The 15,999-nt window shown below is 50.7% G+C and carries 16 protein-coding genes; 4 read left to right on the forward strand and 12 right to left on the reverse strand.

What is annotated here, in order from left to right; translation table 11 throughout:
* Nucleotides 1-39: 39 nt before the first annotated feature.
* Nucleotides 40-2,418, reverse strand: a complete 2,379-nt coding sequence (lptD, locus tag NL324_RS08005) for an LPS assembly protein LptD (protein WP_253307041.1) — start codon at nt 2,416-2,418, stop codon at nt 40-42.
* Between the two features lie 62 nt (nt 2,419-2,480).
* On the opposite strand from lptD, the gene djlA reads away from it, so the two are divergent.
* Nucleotides 2,481-3,344 carry a co-chaperone DjlA gene (gene djlA, locus NL324_RS08010; RefSeq protein ID WP_253307042.1) on the forward strand — a complete coding sequence of 288 codons (864 nt, stop codon included), beginning with the start codon at nt 2,481-2,483 and terminating at the stop codon, nt 3,342-3,344.
* A gap of 66 nt (nt 3,345-3,410) precedes the next feature.
* Here djlA and yjgA read toward each other — a convergent pair whose 3' ends face one another.
* The gene (yjgA, locus tag NL324_RS08015; protein WP_253307043.1) at nt 3,411-3,710 is read right to left on the reverse strand and encodes a ribosome biogenesis factor YjgA; all 300 of its coding nucleotides are present in this window, start codon (nt 3,708-3,710) and stop codon (nt 3,411-3,413) included.
* A 121-nt stretch (nt 3,711-3,831) separates the two neighbouring features.
* On the opposite strand from yjgA, the gene pmbA reads away from it, so the two are divergent.
* Nucleotides 3,832-5,172: a metalloprotease PmbA gene (gene pmbA, locus NL324_RS08020; protein ID WP_253307044.1), complete on the forward strand. Its 1,341-nt coding sequence runs from the start codon at nt 3,832-3,834 to the stop codon at nt 5,170-5,172.
* Between the two features lie 343 nt (nt 5,173-5,515).
* On the opposite strand, the gene NL324_RS08025 is transcribed toward pmbA, so the two are convergent.
* The 10 genes from NL324_RS08025 to NL324_RS08070 all read right to left on the reverse strand — a co-directional run bounded on the left by NL324_RS08025 (nt 5,516) and on the right by NL324_RS08070 (nt 14,219).
* Nucleotides 5,516-6,634: an inverse autotransporter beta domain-containing protein gene (locus NL324_RS08025; RefSeq protein ID WP_253307045.1), complete on the reverse strand. Its 1,119-nt coding sequence runs from the start codon at nt 6,632-6,634 to the stop codon at nt 5,516-5,518.
* Nucleotides 6,635-6,678: 44 nt separating this feature from the next.
* Nucleotides 6,679-8,262, reverse strand: coding sequence for a hypothetical protein (locus NL324_RS08030; protein WP_253307046.1), 1,584 nt, complete (start codon nt 8,260-8,262; stop codon nt 6,679-6,681).
* A 21-nt stretch (nt 8,263-8,283) separates the two neighbouring features.
* Nucleotides 8,284-9,315, reverse strand: a complete 1,032-nt coding sequence (locus NL324_RS08035; protein ID WP_253307047.1) for a hypothetical protein — start codon at nt 9,313-9,315, stop codon at nt 8,284-8,286.
* Between the two features lie 226 nt (nt 9,316-9,541).
* Nucleotides 9,542-10,402, reverse strand: a complete 861-nt coding sequence (rapZ, locus tag NL324_RS08040; protein ID WP_253307048.1) for an RNase adapter RapZ — start codon at nt 10,400-10,402, stop codon at nt 9,542-9,544.
* A 67-nt stretch (nt 10,403-10,469) separates the two neighbouring features.
* Complete coding sequence (gene hpf, locus NL324_RS08045; protein WP_253307049.1) at nt 10,470-10,757, reverse strand: ribosome hibernation-promoting factor, HPF/YfiA family; 288 nt, start codon at nt 10,755-10,757, stop codon at nt 10,470-10,472.
* 120 nt (nt 10,758-10,877) lie between these two features.
* Complete coding sequence (gene lptB / locus NL324_RS08050) at nt 10,878-11,603, reverse strand: LPS export ABC transporter ATP-binding protein (RefSeq protein ID WP_253307050.1); 726 nt, start codon at nt 11,601-11,603, stop codon at nt 10,878-10,880.
* A gap of 7 nt (nt 11,604-11,610) precedes the next feature.
* A complete protein-coding gene (gene lptA, locus NL324_RS08055) occupies nt 11,611-12,135 on the reverse strand; it encodes a lipopolysaccharide transport periplasmic protein LptA (protein WP_253307051.1) in 525 nt (174 codons plus the stop codon).
* Nucleotides 12,113-12,673 carry an LPS export ABC transporter periplasmic protein LptC gene (lptC, locus tag NL324_RS08060; protein ID WP_253307052.1) on the reverse strand — a complete coding sequence of 187 codons (561 nt, stop codon included), beginning with the start codon at nt 12,671-12,673 and terminating at the stop codon, nt 12,113-12,115. The genes lptA and lptC overlap by 23 nt, the downstream gene beginning before the upstream one ends.
* Nucleotides 12,670-13,248 carry a 3-deoxy-manno-octulosonate-8-phosphatase KdsC gene (kdsC, locus tag NL324_RS08065; RefSeq protein WP_253307053.1) on the reverse strand — a complete coding sequence of 193 codons (579 nt, stop codon included), beginning with the start codon at nt 13,246-13,248 and terminating at the stop codon, nt 12,670-12,672. The genes lptC and kdsC overlap by 4 nt, the downstream gene beginning before the upstream one ends.
* Entirely contained in the window at nt 13,248-14,219 is a 972-nt protein-coding gene (locus NL324_RS08070; RefSeq protein WP_253307054.1) for a KpsF/GutQ family sugar-phosphate isomerase, read from the reverse strand. Before NL324_RS08070 ends, kdsC begins: the two co-directional genes overlap by 1 nt.
* A 186-nt stretch (nt 14,220-14,405) precedes the next feature.
* On the opposite strand from NL324_RS08070, the gene NL324_RS08075 reads away from it, so the two are divergent.
* Both NL324_RS08075 and mlaE read left to right on the forward strand, forming a co-directional pair.
* Nucleotides 14,406-15,218: an ATP-binding cassette domain-containing protein gene (locus NL324_RS08075; RefSeq protein ID WP_253307055.1), complete on the forward strand. Its 813-nt coding sequence runs from the start codon at nt 14,406-14,408 to the stop codon at nt 15,216-15,218.
* Nucleotides 15,209-15,991: a lipid asymmetry maintenance ABC transporter permease subunit MlaE gene (gene mlaE / locus NL324_RS08080; RefSeq protein ID WP_253307056.1), complete on the forward strand. Its 783-nt coding sequence runs from the start codon at nt 15,209-15,211 to the stop codon at nt 15,989-15,991. The genes NL324_RS08075 and mlaE overlap by 10 nt, the downstream gene beginning before the upstream one ends.
* The last annotated feature ends 8 nt before the right edge of the window (nt 15,992-15,999 follow it).

Here is a 15,999-nt window from a genome sequence, read left to right on the forward strand (position 1 = left end):
GGCTCCCCTGAGGGAGACTCAACCATTCATGATTCATCGCTATTTTGGCAGGAATAGCGGCCGTTGGTAAGGTAAAATAGTGCTGGTGAGTAGTCGGTTGCAACCCAAATCACGAGTGCCCACTCCTAATCCCTGCAGTTGAAGCTGTAAGTGTAGTTTATCTTCATAGCGTCTTTGACTGCTAGTGGCCGTCAGCGCCCGCTGATAGTTAACACCGATAGACCAACAGCAGGTATTGTATTGGACACCCAGCTGTTGCTTAACCGTCTGTCGATCTTGCAGATCATAGTGGTAGCTTGCCACCACCACCCAGCGGTGATTGAATAACCAGCTGCTGGTCAAACCCAGTTGTGCAATGCCCTGTGTCTGATTGGGGTGATTCAAAGTGTACTCCCGTAACGCCGCCAACGTGGCAAACTGCCCAGTCAGCTGGATCATCCGATAAGCATCGAGACGATACTCTAGCAGGGCTTCGGTGAGCAATAGTTGCTTGGGTGATCGGAACTGGACGCCGCTGTGTAGTGACCACTGATCGCTAAGTAGTCCACTGGCGGACGCTACCCAATGCTTTGCACCACGACCCGGGAGATCATCCTCAGTTTTGATCCCAGTGCGTGTCTTACTAAACGGCCACACCTGACCTAGAGAGCACTCCCCTCGCTCCCCAAACTGTGGATCAAACCAGCGGCTGCTAATCCCCATCACCAGGTGGTTAACAGCGCTGATGCGATCTAAGCCGCTCCACTGCCGATCGGAGAACAGACTCGGGTACCCTTTTTGCATCCAAGTACTATCATAGTTAGTAATGCGGCTTTGGTCACGATAGGGTCTGTACAGATAGAGCAGTCGTGGCTCTACCGTGTGGTAGGCAGTCTGGGCGCCACTACAGGGGCGACTCCACAGCCAGCGGTGATCGATCGTCAACTGCGGCACGACCCGTTGGAGGCGTTCACGCTCTGCAGCCCCTGGCAGATCGGAGCGCCGTTGTTGATAATAGGTGGCCAGCAGTTGTGTCTCTAGCAGGCTATTCCCCCACCGGTGTGCCCAGGCGCGTTTCAACACCGGCGCCAGATGCCATCGGGTGGCCGAGGGTTGGCTCCAGTGACTACTGTTTAGCTGGGACAACTGGGCATGCAGCTGAAAATCCACTGCTCCCGTGAGCGCCTGAGGGGCAAAAAAGGTGAAAGCCCACTGCGGTTGTAATCGGTAACTTCTACTATTTTCCGCTTGAAAGAGTTGAAAATCGCGGCTCAAGAGGTAAGTGTCCCACTGTGGGCTGCTATAATCGATGCGATACGCTTGGGTGGCATAGTTATCCGTTACACGGCCATAGTGAGATTTTAAATCGGAAAAATAGTATTTATCGCTCACTTTGGTATGATTAATATGAAAGCGCCAATGCTGCTTCAAGAGTCCTTGATGTTGCCAGTGAAACAGATAACGGGAGCCCGTTGCCGGCTGTTGGTCATCACGATGTAAATAGTCATAGGCCACTGTCCCTAAGCCTGGGGCCAGCAAGTAACGCCCCTCCAGCTGCCACTGTAGGCCCCGCCGGCCGATGTAGTGTGGCGTGACGGTGGCATCCAGATTGGGAGCAATCATCCAGTAGTAGGGGAGTGATAGCTCCCATTGCTCTTTAAAGCGCTGCCGCCGCCAGCTGGTGGGGAGCGACACGCTAGGGCTTAAAAAACCTGAACGGCGTTGGTCACCGATGGGCAGCTGCCAGTAGGGGCTATAGAGGACTGGGCAGCCGGCGATTAAAAAGCGGGCATGCCAAATTTTGGCGATCTGCTGCTGGCTATCGATCACCAGTTTAGAGCCTTTAATTTGCCAACTATTATCCCCGGGCAGGCAGGTGGTAAAGCTTCCCTGCTGGATCAGACGATAACGGTCGGATTGCTGCAGTCGCGCCGCATGGCCTCGCCCCTGGCGCCCCACGCACTGATAATCGACCGCTTGCATCAGTAGCCACTGATTGTCTACCGTATAGGTGGCCTGACGGCCCCGTAGGTGAATGTTTGGATCAGTATAGCGGACGTCGCCAGTGGCTTGAATCACTCGCGGCGGCGCATTATCGAGCTGTAATCGCTCAGATAGCAAGCGCCACTGGCCCTGCCATACGGTGACATCCCCGAAGAAGCAAGCTTGTGATTCTCCCTGCAATATCCCCTGCTGAGCAGTTATCATCAGGGGAAGTGGGTGCCGATCAGCCAGGTGTTGCAACGGCACTGCAGGCGGCACACCCAGCAGACACTGGGTGCAGAGATCCATGGCTTGCGTGAAACGAGGAGAGGTTGCCACCAGGCACAACAGCAGGAGTAACGCTTTTTTCATGATGAGTGTGGTGCAGTGGTTACTGTTATTCAAAGGGGGCAATGGACTCCCTAGCGAGCAATCCCCAGCAAGGATCGGTATCATACCCTACATTGGCATGTAAAATACGCCAACTCAATGGTTAAAGGCAATTTAAAAGGAGAGCCATGCAACAGTGGGGAGCCATTCTTGGTCTATTGTTAGGTTATTTACTGGGTGGGTTTTGGGGTGCCTTACTAGGCCTCTTTCTGGGACAGCAGTTTGCGCAAGGGTTAGGCGAGCAACAGCGCTTTTCTAACCACTCATCCCGGGGTACCTCACAATTTTTACAGGCGCTATTCGCTACCTTAGGTCAGCTGAACAAAGCTAAAGGTCGAATCACTGAGCAGGATATTCAGTTCGCTGAACAACTGATGAATCAACTGCAGCTCAACTCCGAGGCACGAGCCTTAGCACGACAGGCCTTCCGCCAGGGCAAACAGCCACGCTTTCCCCTGCGCCAACGGCTACAAGCTTTCCGGGTGACGGCTGCAGCCCGTCCTGATTGGTTACAGCTGTTCTTACACATTCAGCGACAAGCCGCGGTGGCGGCTGGTGTTGAGCTGCCTGAGGTGCAGCGGATACTCGGGAGCATTGCCGAAGAGCTCCCGTTATCATCCCGGCAGCTGCAACAGCTGCTGAGCTTATTGGCCGCTTCCTCTCCGTTCGGCAGCGCTGGTTTCAGCCACTATCGCTTTAGATGGCAAGAGGCACAACAGCACGCTAGCGGATCTGAGTACGATGATACCTACCAAGCGCCGGCTGGCTCTCAAACGATGAGCTTAAGAGAGGCTTACCAGGTGCTGGGTGTCGAAGCGAGCGAGGCGCCCCAGAGTATCAAACGGGCCTATCGAAAGCTGATGTTCCAACACCACCCTGATAAATTAGCAGCTCAAGGGCTTTCAGCTTCCAGGATGGAGCAAGCCAAACAGCAAGCGCAAACAATCCAAGCCGCTTATGATCTCATCAAACGCCAGCGGAATTTTAAATAGGAGTGGGCAGCTACTCTGGGTCAATGGTCCTCATGAAAGCCCGTTTCGGTTGGAATCTAGCGGATATCACCGGGGATGCCCTCCGAGTAACTGCGCTACTGCCTGCTGTAGCGGTGCAGTCTCGATGGCGCGTAACAATTTGCCGATATAGTTGAGTTGCCGCCGTGCGGCCTGAGGCTTTAGGTGACGCGCCTCTAGAATGGCGCGGTACAACCGCTCCTCTAGCGGCAGCTTCAGCAGCTGGTTCTCTTTGAGTGCCACCAGCTGTGCACCAAAAGCACGCAACACTTGTGCCTCCCGCTTTAATTGACTTTTACTGGGGACGGTACTGGAAGCTGCTGAGGAAGCGCTGTGATCTTTAGGCAATCTGGATCTCCTGACGATGAAACCGCTATTTTAACAGGAGCGCATTAAAGCTGCCAAAAATCGCTGCAGTTTTGCTATGCTAGCCAACTATGACCTTGTGAATCCACCAAGATAGCCTCTTATGACGACCCTCACGCCTATTGACGCACAGCGACAGCCGCTAGAACAAGCGGTCGCACAAGCTTTAACCCTGGCCGCACCCCACAGTGATGCAGCAGCGGTACACCTAACGAAAACCATTGGTTTGAGTGTCCAAACACGCTTGGCGGTGCTGGAGCAGCTTGAGTTCAACCAGCAAGGGGCCTTGGGGATTACCGTTTACCGGAATCACTGTAGTGGTAGTGCCTCAACGACCGATCTGAGCCCAGAAGCCATTGCCCACACGGTGCAAGCGGCCCTGGAGATCGCCCGTTTCACCTCAGCGGATCCCTACGCAGGTTTAGCTGATCCTGAGCGACTCGCCTTCGAAGCGCCTGATCTGGATCTCTATCATCCCTGGAACTTCACCCCAGAGGCCGCAACGCAGTGGGCCATGCAGTGCGAGCAGGTGGCCTTAGCCGCCGATCCACGGATTGTCAATAGTGAGGGTGCGACGCTAGAGAGCCACGATAGCCTGACCATCTACGGCAATAGTCTGGGGATGCTACAGAGCTATTTAAGCAGTCGGCACACCCTCAGTTGCTGTGTGATTGCTGAGCAGCAGGGGCAGCGGCAGCGTGATTATGCTTATACCGTGGCGCGCGATCCTAGCGATCTGTGGACCACTGAGCGGGTTGGTAGCGAGGCCGCCCGCCGAGCCCTCGCCCGCTTAAACCCCCGTCAACTGCCGACACAGCAAGCGCCAGTACTCTTTGCAGCCGCGGTAGCCCCTTCGCTCTGGAAACATCTGGTAGCCGCACTCAGTGGCAGTAACCTCTACCGTCGATCTTCGTTTCTATTAGATCGCTTAGGTCACTCGATCCTGCCCGAGTGGCTCTCGATTGATGAACAGCCGCATCACGCTAAAGGACTCGCCTCAGCGCCCTTTGATGCCGAAGGCGTGCGGACCTGTGCACAGCCCATCATCACCGCTGGTAGTCTACAGACCTATCTGTTAAACAGCTATGCGGCCCGCAAATTAGGCCTGCAAACCACTGGCCATGCTGGCGGGATCCACCACTGGCAAGTCAGTCATCAATCGCTGGATTTTCAAGGATTACTGCAGCTCCTGCAGCGCGGTCTGCTGATCACCGAGTTGATGGGACAGGGGGTCAATCTGGTCACCGGAGACTATTCACGCGGGGCCGCCGGTTTTTGGGTCGAGCACGGCGAGATCCAATACCCAGTGCATGAAATCACCATCGCCGGCAACCTCAAGACCCTGTTCAAAGAGATTGTGGCGATTGGCAGTGATCTTGAAACCCGCTCGGCTATCCATACAGGCTCTATTTTAATAGCTTCGATGAAAATTGCTGGTCACTAAAAACAACCATCTGCCAGCGGTATTGATGGTTAGATCGCTCAAGGTGGTGGGCAGCAGCCACTGTGCTGGTCCAGAAAAATTAGACCTATTTTAAAGAGAAATCGGAAGCCGTATTGCAGGTAGTGGTCTATAATGACTGGTAGTGAAATTGGTGGTGGGTCCAACTGACTGATGGGGCAAAATGCAGGTCTCATATAGACTTCCGAAACCAAGCATAAATCTTAGATAAAATTGATGAGGATTGAGTTGATAATTCCTGCTATCAGTCAGTTGGACCCACTACCCAATTATCAAAGTATGCTAGCCATGGCTTGTAGTTATCTATGGCTGCCCATGTGAAACCTCAACGGGCTCTAAAAACATCTTCAAGTTTTTTAATAGTACTTTCAACTAGTTTAAAGTCCCATCTACCATCGTCAAACAGAAATTGTATACGTTTTTTTGTTTTTCTAATAAGCTTCAAATGTTCTTCTGAACGACCAGGCATGTTCTCCAAATGTGAAAGGTAGGCTAAAAAATTCTCTTTTTCTTCCGCTTCAGAAATCTTTTTAGGAGTTTCACCTGTGATTGAAGTGGTTTTATTCAACACCATCAGGTAGCGTCGGGATACTAACTCCAGCTGACCACCCTCACAACTCCGAAAGTGTCTCACTTGATCAGACTGTAACTGCTCTTTCAGTGAGCGATTAAACTGGTAGGTGAGTTGTAGCGCAACCCTGTGGGCATTAATCTGTTGTTTGCCTATCCGATAGTCATAACTAATCTTGAATAGAGGAAACGGAATAACATTTAAACCTAGTATCACCCTGGTCGGAGCTCGTGATTTTTTAAATTCCTGTTCTACCAGGATACCAGGGGTTCCGGCATCATAGCTCCACTCTCCCCTCAGGCCTAGCCAAGGAAACTGTGGCACATAAGCTGCAACATGGGCATCCACCCCCCTGGCTGGTCGTGTAAAGTCAGTCAGACTGTTTTTTAGCGCCCGGTTACCGCTGAGTGGTAGATAACCATTGACTGCTAATTTCAGAAAATCATGCTGGATTTCACTGCCGACACTGCAGCGCTGGTGATGTTCTTTTAATTGATAGTCGTAAAATAGATTCAGCCCCCAGCGGGTATCAGCACCGTTCCACCAGCGTTGCCCAACACCAATAGAGAGGAGTTGCCCGCTTGGATAGTGATTCAATCCTAATTGGGCGAAGGGGATCTCTGTGGCATCATCTCCCAAGCGTAACAGCCCGCTAATAGCCCCCCTTTGCTGTGAGCGGCTATTGCTGCGGTTTAGGGGCCAATCAACTACCACTGTACCTCGAGAGCCGCGCCACTGTCGGGAGACCCCACCGGCTTGACTGTTAGGCTGCACAGTATGAATAGGGTGACTGGCTATTGCGGGTAATATAGCTAACAGCATTGAAAAAGATGATGTTAGCAGGACAGTAACACGGTTGATTAAGTAAGACATATACACTCCATTGCTTTATAGGAAGCTCTAGTATCAGCCGGTGATCATTCAGGCTCGATATAGCCAAACAGCTCATCCATGCTCTCAAGGAATTCTCTGCCACGATCAGTTATATCGGGAGACGGGCCTTTTACCAACCCCTTTGAGATGCCTTCTGAATTGATGTCTTGAGCCAACTTACGCTCATCAGTCGTTGCCTCTGGCGATTGCTGAGTAACGGACGTTGTTGGCAACGTTTCTGCTTCATTTTCAGGGGTAGACGAGCTTACTGGCTGCTGGTGCCGCTCTACCTCAGACCGAGGGAACGTCACCGCAGAACTGGCAGAAGATAGATCTGGCGGAGGCGGAAAAGCAGACGACGCTGGATTGTTACTATCAGGTGAGATTGTTCCCGATGCCGCAGACCCCAACCCAACCATATTAGGCACTGTCGCTGCCCCTAGCTGCTGCTGAGCAGCGGACACTGATGATGGCGTCTCTGACCTTTGCTGCCCCTGATCAAGGGGTTCGCCAAAGCTCCCGAAACCCCCTGCGCGTAAATTAATTAAATCTTCAGACTCACCGGTTGTAATATACCCATCAGTGCTTCCTATATGTTCTACATCGCTTCTAGTTGCTGTGTTGGTAGTGATTGGTTCCTGTGGAGACCCACTGTGGTTGGTGGAAAGATTTGGTCCATTTTTTATTCCTGACATAGTACCTCCATCGGTATCATTGAAGCTATTGCTTGTTCTTAACGTAAGAACTCCGGGGATGCGAGCAGCCCCGCCGACGATCATATCCCACACTTTGGGGAGAACACTATGTATCGTCACAGGGGCCATAGGTTTTAAAATACTGAAGAACATGCGCCCTGCTGTAGGGGCAATAGATTTCATAATTTTTAAAAAACTGGAGATCGTGTACTCTGCTACAGGGACAGTGTATTTCAATACAGAGATAGCAGTTTTCGAAAAACCGACAATTTTGTTCAGCACTAAGTTTTGTCCTTCCGCTGTTGCGTTTATAGAATTTTCGCGGATGGGAGCAGCCTCTCGATTGTCTTGTAAGGCATCGGGGATGCGAGCAGCGTCTTGCTTTCTTCCATTCCTTAAGGCTGCCCTGCTCCTGCGACAACACCATACCCCCAGAATAATAGTTCCGCCAAGAGACAGCATAGCGGTTATTATCCAGCTTAATGATTCTTGACCACTATAACCTATTGATTGATTTATATTATTTAGTTTTTCACCAAAATTATTTAGTGATTGATGAATATAATTAGGGATTGGTGGTAAGGATCTCCTGATACGTCGTTGGATTTCCTCAGCATTAGCATACACTTCATTCGGGAAGTCTGGTAAATAATCCACAGCGCTTTCCCAGTATTCCTTCAGTATTAATTGTGGTGAAGGATCACCCATATTTGCTGCGCAGTTCTCCCCTTGCCTTACCACGGATTCTATATCTTTTTTATCTGTTCTTTGGAAAAGGTATTTTGCCCCACCCCCTGTTACGTCAGTTGGTTTTTCTAGTACCTCCCGAAGCTTTCCTTCATGCAGATTAGGGTCTAATTTTTCATTACAATAAACTACAGCCTCTTCAGTAGATGGTATACCATTTCTTATATTTTTCTCATTTTTCATCATTGGTTTACAATATCTATGTATTTAGGAGTTTATTGTTGGTATGTCATTGGCGGCCAAATTTTTATAATCAGAGGCCATTGTTAAAGAATTATTTAAAAAACTAGTATAACTATCTGTTGTCATAGATACCATTTGACTGCCTAAAGAATCTACCACCCTGGATTGTCTAGCCTTTTTTTTCTGATCATTCGGTTTTACAGTCATAGTGCAAGATCTTTTTTTACTATCGATAGGCGTAGAACCATCATCACTTGCTGCATTACTAGCGGTGGTTGGGCCAGTCTTTTTTTTCCGCTCCTTGATAGGTTTTCTTCGGTAATTGGCAGGGGTGCCAGAAGCAGTTGAACACGTTGTAGGACTGTCGTCAGTACAGACAGTTTCAGGGGTTTCAGCAGTGGTTGGGCTAGTCTTTTTTTTCCGCTCCTTGATAGGTTTTCTTCGGTAATTGGCAGGGGTGCCAGACGCAGTTGAACACGTCGTAGGACTACCGTCAGTACAGACAGTTTTAGAGGTTTCAGCAGTGGTTGAGCTAGTCTTTTTTTTCCGCCCCTTGCGAGTTTCTCTTTGGTCATTAGTTACTGGACTAAGATATCTATTCCATTCGTAGTGTAGGCGATCAGTTACTGGACTAATATATCTATCCCATCCATAGTGTAGGTACTCAGCCACCGCACCCCCATGATAGTATACAACATATACCCCAGTGGCAACTGCAGTAATAGATATAACCGATGGGAGAACTATTGATACTGGAGTCCAAAATTTTATCGGATCATTAATGATGGATTTAATGAACATTTTAACTTCTTTGGGAAAACTAAGAGTAATTGGATGATTATCTGGATATTTCTGATACTTCTTTGAAGTTGATGAGAAAAAATTAACAACATCGACTGAAACATTATCTATTTTCAGCGCCGATAAACATTCGGCAAGCGCTTTAATCACTCTATTACTTATAATCATCTCAGATGATGAATTTGTTTGTTCTCCTATAGAATGGCGTAACATGTTCAAATCACTCGGTGGACACCCTACATCAACTGCAAGCATAACATCCTCCTACCAAAGTTGCTCAGTGTTCCCTCAAGATCGGGGCGACTCTCCGGGAGACGAACTCCTATCCCTCTCTCTTCCCAGTTGGTATTGTCGTAGGCTGTCACCATACTTTTGTCACCAACCAATCTTAGGATAGTTCATTTTTTTATTTTTTTTGTTTTTTTTGTTCTGATTAATCAGCGGGGTAGCAGCACCAGGGGGGCACTGTTGAGGCAGCCGCTTAATCGTTGGCTGTCTGCTGCGCTAAAACCGTATGACGCGCTTGCACTCGCTTGCCCGCCCGCTGAAAATGCGCTGCTAACTGATTGACCACATAAACTGAGCGATGGCGTCCTCCGGTGCAACCAATCGCCACCGTGAGATGGTGACGATCATGGCGCTCGATGATCGGCAGCCACTCAGCAAGATAACTCGCCGTTTGGCTAATAAAGTGCGCTACTTCAGAATGCGATTTAAAAAAAGTGACTACCGACTCATCACGCCCATCCAACGGCCGTAGCGACCAATCCCAATAGGGATTGGGTAAAAAACGGACATCAAACAGGTAATCAACGCCCCTGGGGATCCCATACTTGAAACCAAAGGACTCAAAGACCAACCTTAATGAGATCTCAACTTCATCAACTAAGCGGTCGCGGATGATCTCTGCCAACTGATGAACCGACAGCTGGCTAGTATCAATAACTAAATCTGCTTTAGCCCGCAACGGCACCAGCAGTAGTCGCTCCTCAGCCACGGCGCTCTCTAAAGAGTCATGACGGTGTGCCAGAGGATGACCGCGGCGTGTATCACTATAACGCTGCATCAAGATCAGCGGATCAGCTTCTAAAAACAGAAACCAAGGGGTGATCTCACCAGGCAACCCCTGTAGCACTCGCTCTAGGGCTGCTAATGTGGCAGGTAAATTACGAATATCTAGGCTCACGGCGCAGGGGGTTCCCTGCGCCACTAACAGCTCAATCAACGGGGGCAATAATTTAATCGGTAAATTATCAACGCAGTAGTAGCCCCTATCTTCTAGAAGATGCAGGGCTACCGATTTCCCCGAACCAGAGTGACCACTGACCAGCACTAAGCGCATGGGCGCTCCTGCCGGCGAGCCTCTGTTCCCTTCACAGAGGGTCGAGCCTCTCCCTTGGTGGCAAAAACTAGTGGTGCAGCCGTTTATCTTTGTGTTTTTTTAATAGACGAATCAATTTATCGATCAAACTATCAATCGCCGCTGTCATCGTCGCTTCCCTCGCGGTAGCATGCAGATCCTCCCCATTCGCTTGTAAGGTGGCCTCTGCAATATGCTGCATCTTTTCAACCTTTAAGACCACATGAATCAACGGGATGGGATCAAAAAAACGGGAGAGTTTTGGGACTTTTTCATTCACATAATCACGTAAGTGGGGGGTAATCTCAAAGTGCTGCCCAGAAAGATTGATTTGCATCAGTTAACTCCTTAATCACATCCATCAGATCTCTCTATCACAGTGTACACGGCAACCGCTTGCAAGGTGAGCGTGCTGCCTGTCTGCCTGTGATAACGTTAGAACAAACCCTTCCAGTCACTATAAGCGAAATCCTTCCCCCAAGTAGACCTGTTGCACCGAGGGGTTGTGGAGGATCTCCGTTGGGGTTCCCTGGGCTAATACGACCCCCTGTGAAACAATATAAGCATGCTCACAGACCGTTAAGGTCTCACGCACGTTGTGATCAGTAATCAATAGTCCTACCCCCTGTCGCCGCAAACGCTGAATCGTTTTTTTAAGCTCAATCACTGAGATAGGATCCACCCCAGCAAAAGGTTCATCCAATAAAATAAATTGTGGATTAGCCGCCATCGCGCGGGCAATCTCTACCCGCCTACGCTCTCCGCCCGAGAGCACTTGGCCCAACTGCTCACGCAAAGCCCCCAGGTTAAAAGTCTCTAGCAAGGCTTCTGCCGCAGCTAGTTGGCCTTGACGCGTGAGATCAGAGCGCAGCTCTAACACCGCCATCAAGTTATTAAAAACGGTCAGGCGGCGAAAAATAGAGGCCTCCTGTGGCAGATACCCCACCCCTAGACGAGCTCGGGCATACAACGGCAAAGCACTGATCTCGCGATCATCAATAAAGATATGACCGGCATCACAGCGGATAATCCCAGCCACCATATAAAAGGTGGTGGTTTTTCCGGCACCATTCGGACCCAATAAACCAACAATCTCACCCGACTGCACTGTCAGACTCACGTCTTCAACGACGGTGCGCCCTCGATAGGCTTTTGCTAGTCGCACTGCTTTCAACTGGGCCATGGCGGCTTCATGGTTTCTGCTTCACTGGTTGCTGCAGCTGTTCTGGCCATAACAGCATTTTGACCCGTTGCTGAGCAGCACTCTCTGCCTGAACGCGCTGTTGTAAAAGATGGTAAGTAATGCGATCACTCTGAATCTGATTATCACGCAGTTTAAGGCGTGCCTGCTGCTGTAAAATCAAGAGACCTTTCTGAGCATGATACTGCATGGTCTGCCCAGAGCCATGAACCGGTTGTTGATCCTCTAACAGCTGATAAAAGGTAGCTGGAGTCCCCGTGGCCTCCACCTCTTCTTGCCCTGATTGATTGTTAATTCGGGTGATCACCACCCGATCGGCGTGGATTTTAATCGATCCTTGCGTAACAACCACTTGCCCACTAAAAGTCATGCGGTGGCTGTTTAGATCGAGTGATTGACGCTGGGAGACAATTTCTATCGGCTGTTGGCTATCCCTGGTTAACGCGCTCAGTGGTCCCGTGAAGAGCACCAAAAGCAGCAGGAATAATAGGCTAAGCGTGTGGTTGAACAGCATAGTGAGTTTTCACTGAATTCAGCAGCGTAAAGACCCGCTGGTTGAAGTTACCCCGTAAGCCGTTGCCCCGGGAGATAAACTGCTGCCCAGAGAGGGTCACACGCTGATCACTCTGGATCGCCTGATCAATGAGATCAATCTGCACCTGCTCTGTCACCATTTTTTGCAACGCCGTATCTGCCATCAAGCTCCTGATCTCAATATTACCACTTAAATAGAGCTGCCGCTGCTGCACTAATCGTGCCTGGTTGGCGTGCACCACCCAACTGATCTGCTGGGACGCATTAAATAGCTGTAGCTGTGGCTGTTCAAAATAGCTGATCTGCCCTCGTGCGTCATGTTGAGCGGCCGCCGCTGCTAAACGATAATGAAGATCTCCCTGCGCATCGTAAACCACCGTGACCAGGGAGTGACACTGATGTTGTGGAGAGAAGCGCTCAACCAGCGCAGAGTGGCCGGCTCGCTTGGGCAGCAGCGCCAGCCAAATCCCCAGCCCTAAAGCGATGAGTGCCAGCAATCCGCTGACGCCTGACTTCACTGGATGGCTCCTCCTGAGGAAGCCGGCGACAGTTCCATACCGGGAAACTGCTGGTGGGCTAATAACAGCAGATCACAGAGCTCACGGACGGCACCCTGACCACCCGCTTTGCGGGTTACATAGTGTACCCGCGGCAGCAACCAGGGGTGCGCATCCGTAACAGCCACTGCTAAACCGACCTGTTGCAGCACCGGCCAATCTATCAAATCATCGCCAATATAGGCTACCTGGTCCGCTGTTAACTGCAGTCGTTGCAGCAGCTGTTGAAAAGGGGTTACTTTTTCTCGTTGACCTTGATACAGATGCTCAATCCCTAACATCGCTGCCCGATCGTTCACCATGCGTGAGGTTCCACCAGTGATGAGAGCAACCTCTAGCCCCAAGGCTTGCAGCAGTCGAATCCCATAACCATCCTGTACATGAAAACTTTTTAACTCCTCACCACGGCTATCTCGATAGATTAACCCATTGGAGAGTACCCCATCAACGTCACAGATCAAAAGACGAACCCGCTGTGCTTGCGTTAATAGTGTAGCGTTGATTGGTCCATAAACGGTTTCCACCCAATCACCCATTAGACGAGCCCTGCTTTTAATAGATCATGGAGATGCAGCACCCCCTCTAGCCGCTCCTCAGCCATCACCAGCAAAGTGGTAATCCGATGCGCCTGCATCAGTTCCAATGCCTCCATGGCTAAACAGTGTGCTGAAATGCGTAGGCCGCCGGGGGTCATGAGGTCGCCAATTCTCGTATGGTTTAGATCGAGGGCCAAATCCAAAGCCCGTCGTAAATCTCCATCAGTAAACAGCCCCTGCACCCGCTGCTGCTCATCGCAAATCACCGTCATGCCCAGGCCATGCTGGGTCATGGCTAACACCGCATCACGCAGTGACGCTTGTGGGGCAATCTGTGGAACCAAATCGCCACACCGCATGATCTCTTTCACCTGTAACAGTAATCGCCGTCCTAGCCGTCCGCCAGGATGCGACTTCGCAAAATCCTCCTGGGTAAAACCACGTGCCCGTAACAGCGCCACGGCTAGTGCATCACCCAGAACCAAGGTTGCAGTGGTGCTGGAGGTCGGCGCCAAACCCAGCGGACAGGCCTCTTTCAAGCGCCCAATATCCAGGTGGACATCAGCGGTCTGTGCCAAGGTGCTACCGGGCTCGCCCGTGATGGCGATCAAAGGCGAGGGTAACCGTCTGAAGCCCCCTAGCAGCGCCAGCAACTCTGGCGTCTCTCCAGAGTGTGACAATAACAATAGGCAATCTTTGGCACTCAGCATCCCCAAATCGCCATGGCTCGCTTCACTGGGATGGACAAAAAAAGCGGGGGTTCCCGTGCTGGCCAGGGTTGAAGCAATTTTACGAGCGATATGTCCCGATTTGCCCACCCCAAGCACCGCAACTTTACCACGACAGTGGTAGAGCTGCTCACAGGCCTGAGAAAACGCCGCTTGCGCAATGGTCTGCTGCAGTTGTTGGAGGCCAGCCAGCTCTATGGCTAATACCTCCTGCCCCCAGTGTTGAAACTCAAATGGTGTCATTCCGGTTCATCTCATCTCCTGGCGCCAACCACTACACTACTGCTTCCGAAATCAATAGACAATCCCTGATGAGGATCAGTCAGTACCCGCCATCATAAGAATAAGCATTGAGAGTGCCTGTAGAAAAGCCTATTATTCGCCATTATGGATTGCCAGCGTTAATGCTATAAACAAAGAGCCTCTAGAATGCCAAAAAGTAGGGCCCCCTTGGTACAGCTGTGTGACATCACCTTTGACTACCCAAGGCGGCGGGTTTTTGACAATATCACACTCTCGATCCCTACGGGAAAGATTGTAGCTTTGATGGGACCTTCTGGCTGCGGTAAATCAACGCTGCTGAAGTTGATTGGTGGGCAGCAGCGGCCACAAACAGGAGCCGTACTCTTTAAACAGCAGAATATTCCAATGCTGCCACGCCAACAGCTCTATGCCCTACGTAAAAAGATGAGTATGCTGTTTCAATCAGGGGCCCTGTTTACCGATCTGACCCTGTTTGATAATGTGGCCTTTCCACTACAGGAACATACGTCACTACCCCGGGCACTCATTCACACCCTGGTCATGATGAAATTGGAAGCCGTTGGGTTACGAGGTGCTGCCCACTTCATGCCCTCGACACTCTCTGGCGGCATGGCTCGACGGGCCGCCTTGGCACGGGCTATTGCCCTCGATCCAGAGCTACTGCTGTTCGATGAACCCTTTGTGGGTCAAGATCCTATCACGACTGGTATTTTAGTGACCTTAATCCGACAGTTAAATCGATCACTTGGCATCACCTGTCTCATCGTTTCCCATCAGATCTCTACCCTACTCCGGCTCGCTGATTATGGTTATATTATTGCCGATCAACAGGTGATCTCCCAAGGAACCCCGACTCAGCTCCGCCATTCTACCAACCCGAAGACCCATCAATTTTTAAAAGGTCTTGCCGATGGACCTGTGCCTTTTCACTACCCAACCACAGACTATCATCAAGCCCTGTTTACGCCATGTTATTGAAACTCATCACCCTACTGGGCTCCCAAGCGGTGCTGTTTTGCAGCACCTTTGGGCGTGCCGGATTGATGTTGTTCCAAGCGCTGATTAGCCGTCCACAACTGGCCAAACAGTGGCGATTGCTCCGCTATCAACTCTATCAGTTGGGGCTACAATCGGTACTGATTGTGACGCTTTCCGGCCTGTTTATTGGCATGGTACTCAGTCTGCAAAGTTACCTGGTGTTGGTCACCTACGGCGCCGAACAGAGCCTGGGGCAGATGGTAGCGCTCTCGCTGCTACGTGAGCTAGGTCCAGTCATCACGGCACTGCTGTTTGCTGGGCGGGCCGGATCAGCGCTGACGGCGGAGATAGGACTGATGAAGGCTACCGAGCAGCTGGCATCCCTAGAGATGATGGCGATCGATCCCTTACGCCGGCTGATTGCACCACGCTTTTGGGCTGGCTTCATCAGCCTGCCTTTATTAACCTTACTGTTCATTGCTGTCGGTATTTGGGGCAGTGCGCTGGTAGGCATCGACTGGAAAGGCGTAGACGCTGGCCATTTTTGGCCACTCATGCAGTCGGCTGTCAGCTGGCGCCATGATGTTTTGAACGGGCTAGTCAAAAGTGCGGTATTCGCGATAGCCATCTTGTGGATTGCACTGTTCAATGGTTATGATGCGACACCTACCGCGGCGGGCGTTAGCCAAGCGACTACCCGAACCGTGGTATACTCTTCTCTAGCCATTTTGGCTCTGGATTTTTTATTAACCGCTCTGCTGTTTGGCCAGTAGTAATATTA

This window comes from unidentified bacterial endosymbiont (assembly GCF_918320885.1).
In the GTDB taxonomy this organism is placed as follows: domain Bacteria; phylum Pseudomonadota; class Gammaproteobacteria; order Enterobacterales.